The following is a 6551-nucleotide window of genomic DNA, read 5'->3' on the forward strand; positions in this document are numbered from 1 at the left end:
CGCTTGTACGCTGCTAACGCAAATTTTTAGCTTTAATAACCATGAGCACGCAAGTCCCATCCCTTTCCAAAACAGGCGGTCCCGCCCGTCCCGGCGGACGCAGCGCGCGCATCCAGGCCACGGTCTACCAGACCGTCAAGGGCCTGCTGGAAACCATGCCGCGCGAGGAATTGAGCTTTCCGCTCATCGCCGCCCAGGCGGGCGTGACGCCGTCCACCCTCTACCGGCGCTGGGGCGACATACAGCAGCTGCTGGCCGATGTGGCCGTGGAAATCATCCGGCCCACGGCGCCGCCGCTGGACACGGGCACGCTGGAGGGCGACCTGCTGGCCTGGGCCGAGCAGTTCCTGGAGGAATCGGCCTCGCCGCTGGGACGCACCATGCTGCGCGACATGGCCGCTGCAGCGGGCAACGAGCACACGCCCTGCGCCTGCGTGGAAATCCTGCGCGGGCAACTGGCGCAGATCGGCGAGCGCGCAGCGCGGCGTGGCGAGGCGATGCCCGCTGCGGACACCCTGATCGACGCGCTGGCCGCGCCCATCGTCTACCGCGTGCTGTTCGACCTGCCGCCGTCCCTGGAACGCGTGCAGGCACGGGTGCGCGGCCTGCTGCAGGCTGAAACGGCCTAGCTCTTCAGCGCCCGCGCCAGCACCTCGAAGATCCGCGCATCCGAGCACTGCGCCACATTGAAGCGCAGGAAGTCGCCCACGCTCTGCGACTGGCTGAAGGCATTGCCGGGCGCCAGCACCACGCCATCCTCCAGGCAGGTGCGTGCAAGCGCCGTGGCATCCATGCCCCCGGGCAACTGGCACCACAGGAACATGCCGGCCTGCGGCACCAGCCAGGGCTTCATGCCCAGGGCCTGCAGCCGCGCGGCCGTGCGTTCCATCTCCTGCGCCAGCCGCAGCCGCACGGACTCCATGTGCCTGCGGTAGCCGCTGTCGGTCAGCGTGCGCAGCACGATGTCGGCGGCCATGCGCCCGCCGCCGAAGTTGGTGGCGATCTTCAGGTCCGCCAGGTCCTGCGTCCAGTCGGGCCGCGCCGCGATGAAGCCGCAGCGCAGCGAGGCCGACACCGTCTTGGAGAAGCTGCCGATCTGGATCACGCGCGACAGGCCGTCGAAGGCCGCCAGCCGGGGCGCCGCATGGGTCTCCAGGTCGCAGAAGATGTCGTCCTCCACGATCACCAGGTCCGAGCTGTCGGCCAGCTTCAGGATGCGGTGCGCCACCAGTGGCGACAGCGTGGCGCCCGTCGGGTTGTGGATGGCCGAATTGGTGATGTACAGGCGTGGCGAGTGGGCCTGCAGCGCGTCGGCGAACCGGGCCACGTCGGGCCCCTGCGGCGTGTAGGGCACGCTCACGGCCTGCACGCGGTGCGCCTTGAGCAGCGCATGGAAATTGAAATAGCAGGGGTCGTCGATCAGCACCGTATCGCCGGGCTCCAGCAGGAAACGGCAGACCAGGTCGATGGAGTGCGTGCCAGACTCCGTCAGCAGGATCTGCTCGGGCGAGGTCTCCAGCCCCATGGCAGCCATGCGCCGCGCCAGCAGGCGGCGCAGTGCCGGGTGGCCCAGCGGCGTTGCGTACTCCGTCAGCTCCAGCGTGCCCGAGCGTGCCAGGGAGCGTAGCGCGCGGCGAACGCCTTCCTCGTACAGCCATGAAGGCGGCAGCCAGCCGCAGCCCGGCTTGAGCGCGTGGGCATCTGCCTGCAGCGACTGGCGGGCCAGCCACAGGGGGTCGACTTCCCTGTCCACGCGCGGCCCGATACCGCCCAGCGCCAGCGGCGCCACCGGCCCCGCCACATAAAAGCCCGAGCCCGGGCGCGAGGCGATCACCCCCTCGGCCGCCAGCCGCTCATAGGCCTCCACCACCGTGGACACCGACACCTGCATGGCTTGTGCCTGCGCGCGCACCGAGGGCAGGCGCGTGCCGGGCAGGTAGGTGCGCGCGGCGATGCGCGACTGGATCTCTTCCATCACCGCCTGGATGCGTGTGCCGCTGCGCATGGCTGCTTTCTCTTCTGTAGTGGATTTGTGTGCATAACAGTTCTTTTGAATTGTATTGGACTGTCTATGGAAGATCCGGCCGTGCAATGGCCCACTGCCTGCTGCAAACCAAGGAGCTTTTTGATGGACAAGACAAGCAGCGGGTGGATCAACGGATTCATCGGCGTGGCGATCTTTGCGGGATCGCTGCCGGCCACCCGCGTGGCGGTCGCCGACCTGGACCCCACCTTCCTGACCTGTGCGCGTGCCAGCATCGCGGCATTGCTGGCCCTGGCCATGCTGCTGGCGCTGCGCCAGCCCCGGCCCGCGCGTGCCGACATGCCTTCACTGGCGCTGAGTGCGCTGGGCGGCGTGGTGGGCTTTCCGCTGCTGACCGCGCTGGCGCTGCAGTACGTCACCTCGGCGCATTCCATCGTCTTCGTGGGCCTGCTGCCCCTGTCCACGGCGGTGTTTGCCGTGCTGCGCGGCGGCGAGCGCCCGCGCCCGGCGTTCTGGCTGTTCTCGCTGGCGGGCGCGGCCTTCGTGGCCGGCTATGCGGCCGTGGGCGGGGCCGGGGGCTCGCTGCGCGGCGACCTGCTGATGCTGGCCGCCATCATCGTCTGCGGCCTGGGCTATGCCGAGGGCGCGCGCCTGTCGCGCACGCTGGGCGGCTGGCAGGTCATCAGCTGGTCGCTGGTGCTGGCCCTGCCCGTCATGCTGCCGGCCGCCCTGCTCAGCATGCCGGCATCGCTGGCCGATGTGGGCCGGCCCGCATGGCTGGGCCTGGCCTATGTCTCGCTGTTCAGCATGCTCATCGGCTTCGTGTTCTGGTACCGGGGCCTGGCCCAGGGCGGCATTGCGGCCGTGGGCCAGATCCAGCTGCTGCAGCCCTTCATGGGCCTGGGCCTGGCGGCCCTGCTGCTGCACGAGCAGGTGAGCTGGGGCATGGTGCTGGTCACCATGGCCGCCGTGGTCTGTGTGGCCGGGGCGAAGAAGTACGCGCGCTGAGCCCGGCGGGCGTGGTGCGGGAGCGTGGTGCGGGGGGGGCGGTCAGCGCCCGGCCTCGCGCATCACCTGCTGCGCGAACTCTGCGGCCGAACCCTCGAACGGCTGGTTGCTGGCCGCCTCCAGCCGGCTGCGGATGGACGGCGCGCGCAGCGCCTGGGCCACCGCGGCATTGATGCGCTGGGCCAGCGCTGGCGCCATCTGCGGCGGCGCGAACAGGCCGAACAGCGAATCCAGGTTGGCCTGCGCATGGCCCAGCTGCGCCAGCGTGGGCACATCGGGCAGGGCTGCCAGCCGCTGCGGCGCGCCCACGGCCAGGGCCTTGAGGCGGCCCGCGCGCAGCGCCTGCAGCTGCAGCGGCGCCACATTGGTGGACAGCAGCTCGAAATGCCCGGCCAGCGCATCGTTGAGCTGCTGGCCCCCGCCCTTGTAGGGCACATGCACGATGGGAATGCGCGTGGCCTGCTCTATGCGCTGCAGCACGGCGTGTCCCGTCGTGCCCTCGCCCGTGGTGGCCCAGCGTATGCCGCCGGGCATGCCGCGCGCCTCGGCCAGCATGCCTTCGAAATCTGCGGCCTTCAGCGCCGGCGTGCCCACCAGCAGCATGGGCGTGCGCATCACGCCAGCCACGGGTGTCACGGAGGCTGCGGCCAGGCCCACGGCGGTGGCGGCGGCAAAGACCAGGGTGCGGCCGTCGGGCGCGCTGCGCGCCAGCAGCTCCAGCGCCACGGTGCCGCTGGCGCCGGGGCGGTTGTCCACGATCACGGCCGTGCCCCATTGCTGCGCCAGTTGCTCGGCCAGGGCGCGGGCCACCATGTCGCTGACACCGCCTGCGGGGTAGGCCACCACGATCCGCACGCTGGCGCCCGGCCAGGCGGGCCGGGCCGCCCATGCCTGGGCGGGCCAGGCCAGCGCGCAGGCGCCCGCCGCCAGCAGGGCGCGCCGGCCGGTATCGGTGCCTTGCGGTGCCCGCATGCCTCAGCCGCCCGGCGCCTGGTGGCGCTGCGCCAGCTCGCGCGCCAGGGCGATGAAGGTGGCCGCGGGTCCTGCGCCGCCGGTTTCCGTGCCGGCCTCGCGGTGCACCAGGGTGAGCGGGGCGCTCAGCCGCACGGCGGGCTCGAAGGCGCGGTAGACCACCGCCTCGGGATGGGCGCCGCGCACCGAGGCCGGCACGATGGACAGGCCCACGCCCGCCGCCACCAGGTTCACATTGGTCATCATGCGTTCCACCTCGGCGGCCACCTCCACCTGTACCTTGTGCCGGGCGCACAGCGCCAGCAGGTTCGCATACAGCCCCGGCGCGCCCGTGCGCCGCACAAGGATCAGGCGCTCGCCATCGAGCTGCCTGAGCGCCACGGGCCGCGATGCATCGCGCGCCAGCCTATGGTCCACGGGAATGGCCAGCAGCGCGGGCTCCTGCAGCAGCGTCTCGAACACCAGGCCTTCGGGCCGGGCCACCGGCACGCGCAGAAAGCCGCAGTGCATGCGCCCGGCCTGCACGGCCTCGGTGATCTCGGCGGCATTGTTCTCGCTCACATCCAGCGCAATGTCGGGATGGCGGCCACGGCACAGGCGCAGCACCTCGGGCGTGAAGGCATGGGCCGCCGCCGAGCTGGTGAAGCCCACATGGATGCGCCCGCGCTCGCCGCGCGCAAAGGCCTGCATGCGGTCGCGCATGGCGGTGAAGTCGGCCAGCAGCCGCGTGGCCTCGCCCTGCAGCTCCAGGCCCGCGTCGGTCAGGTCCACGCCCTTGGGGTGGCGCCGGAACAGGGCAATGCCCAGCTCCTCCTCCAGCGCGCGGATCTGCTGCGACAGCGGCGGCTGCTGCATGCCCAGCAGCTCGGCCGCGCGCGTGATGTGGCCGGTATCGGCCACGGCCAGGAAGTAACGGAGATGGCGCAGTTCCATATATGTGAAAAGTATCCAGCCGATATCCTAAAAATCTTTGAAATATTGGACAAGCCTCTACAGAATCCCATCCAGTCACCGATGCGACCGCTTGCCGCGGCGCGGCAGGTGACTTCCAACAAGAAGCCAAGACAGGAGACAAGACATGCAAGCATCCGCGTATTTCCCCCTGCGTCCCGCCAGCGCCTCGCTGCTGGCCGCGCTCGCCCTGGCCGGCTGCGGCGGCGGCTCGGCCGTGCTGCACGGGCCGGTCACCTCCATCGAGACCGCTCCCAAGAGCACGGCCTGCCCTGCCGAGATTCCTGCGGGCATCAGCTGCTGGGCCGGGCAGGACTCCAAGGGCGCCTACTACCTGATCGCCAAGCCCGCGCAGTGGAACGGCACCCTCGTGCTGCACGCCCACGGCGGCCCGGACCTGGCCGCGCCCACCGCCGACCGTGCGGCCGAAGACCTGGTGCGCTGGTCCATCATGGTGCGCGCAGGCTACGCCTGGGCCGGCTCCACCTATCGCCAGGGCGGCGTGGAAGTGCGCGCCGCCGCCGAGGACACCGAGCGCCTGCGCGGCATCTTCCGCCAGCATGTGGCCAAGCCGCAGCGCACCATCCTGCACGGCCAGTCCTGGGGTGCGGGCGTGGCGGCTAAGGGCGCGGAAATGTTCAACGAGCAGACCGTGGGCGAGCGCCCCTACGACGGCGTGCTGCTCACCAGCGGCGTGCTGGGCGGCGGCACCCATGCCTATGACTTCCGCACCGATCTGCGCGTGGTCTACCAGTACCTGTGCGGCAACCACCCGCGCCCCAATGAGCCGCAGTACGCGCTCAACCTGGGCCTGCCCGCAGACGCCAAGATGCGCCAGGCCGACGTGGCCCTGCGCGTGAACGAATGCCTGGCGCTGGACAAGCCCGCCGCCCAGCGCACGGCCGCGCAGCAGGCGAAGATCGACACCATCACCAAGGTCATCAAGATCCCCGAAAGCGCCATCCAGTCGCACATGAACTGGGGAACCATGCACTTCCAGGACATCTCGGCCAAGCGCACGGGCGGCGCCAGCCCCTTCGGCAACGAGGGTGCGGTCTATGCCGGCTCGGCCGACGATGCCGCGCTCAATGCCGGCGTGCTGCGCTACCGCGCCGACCCTGCGGCCTACCGCAAGTTCGCCGATGACACCGACCCCTTGGGCAAGATTGGCGTGCCGGTCCTCTCGGCCAAATGGATCAGCGACCCCACGGCCTTCGTGGAGCTGGATGCGCGGTTTCGTGCGGTGATGCAGCAGGGCGGCAGTGGGGACCGGCTGGTGCAGACCTTTACGCGGCAGGGGACGCACAGCTATATCAGCGATGCGACCTATCCCACGTTGATGACTGCGTTGATGCAGTGGGTGGAGGCGGGGGTGAAGCCGACTGCGGCGGGGATTGCTGCTGCTTGTGTGGGGAATGAGGCCAAGTTTGGGGTGGGGTGTAGTTTTGATGCGGCTTATGTGCCGGCTGCGTTGGGGGCTCGGGTGCCTGAGAGGGCGCGGCCTTCTTTGCAGTGAGCTGGTTTTTGACCCTGCCGGGGGGTGTTTTTTCGAGGCCGGGTCTCGGCCCGGCAGCCGACCTCCTTTTCTTTGATTCGTCAAAGAAAAGGAGGCAAAAGAAAGACGACCCGGATGTCC

The 6551-nt window shown here is 70.0% G+C and carries 6 protein-coding genes; 3 read left to right on the forward strand and 3 right to left on the reverse strand.

Going from position 1 to position 6551, the window contains the following annotated elements; genetic code table 11:
• Positions 1-41: 41 nt before the first annotated feature.
• Positions 42-629 carry a TetR/AcrR family transcriptional regulator gene (locus tag DA1_RS13270; protein WP_034390831.1) on the forward strand — a complete coding sequence of 196 codons (588 nt, stop codon included), beginning with the start codon at positions 42-44 and terminating at the stop codon, positions 627-629.
• Here the strand turns inward: DA1_RS13270 and DA1_RS13275 are convergent.
• Positions 626-2005, reverse strand: a complete 1380-nt coding sequence (locus DA1_RS13275; protein WP_034390833.1) for an aminotransferase-like domain-containing protein — start codon at positions 2003-2005, stop codon at positions 626-628. The two genes, DA1_RS13270 and DA1_RS13275, sit on opposite strands and share 4 nt — an antisense overlap.
• A 123-nt stretch (positions 2006-2128) precedes the next feature.
• Here DA1_RS13275 and DA1_RS13280 point away from each other — a divergent pair, with 123 nt between their 5' ends.
• The gene (locus DA1_RS13280) at positions 2129-2992 is read left to right on the forward strand and encodes a DMT family transporter (protein WP_012203816.1); all 864 of its coding nucleotides are present in this window, start codon (positions 2129-2131) and stop codon (positions 2990-2992) included.
• Positions 2993-3034: 42 nt separating this feature from the next.
• On the opposite strand, the gene DA1_RS13285 is transcribed toward DA1_RS13280, so the two are convergent.
• Positions 3035-3964 carry a tripartite tricarboxylate transporter substrate binding protein gene (locus tag DA1_RS13285; RefSeq protein ID WP_034390835.1) on the reverse strand — a complete coding sequence of 310 codons (930 nt, stop codon included), beginning with the start codon at positions 3962-3964 and terminating at the stop codon, positions 3035-3037.
• Between the two features lie 3 nt (positions 3965-3967).
• Entirely contained in the window at positions 3968-4897 is a 930-nt protein-coding gene (locus DA1_RS13290; RefSeq protein WP_012203818.1) for a LysR family transcriptional regulator, read from the reverse strand.
• 145 nt (positions 4898-5042) lie between these two features.
• Between DA1_RS13290 and DA1_RS13295 the strand changes: the two genes are divergently transcribed.
• On the forward strand, positions 5043-6431 hold the full coding sequence (locus DA1_RS13295) for a hypothetical protein (protein WP_034390836.1): 1389 nt from the start codon (positions 5043-5045) through the stop codon (positions 6429-6431).
• Positions 6432-6551: the final 120 nt, after the last annotated feature.

Source organism: Delftia acidovorans NBRC 14950 (assembly GCF_001598795.1).
Classification (GTDB): Bacteria; Pseudomonadota; Gammaproteobacteria; order Burkholderiales; family Burkholderiaceae_C; genus Comamonas; species Comamonas acidovorans.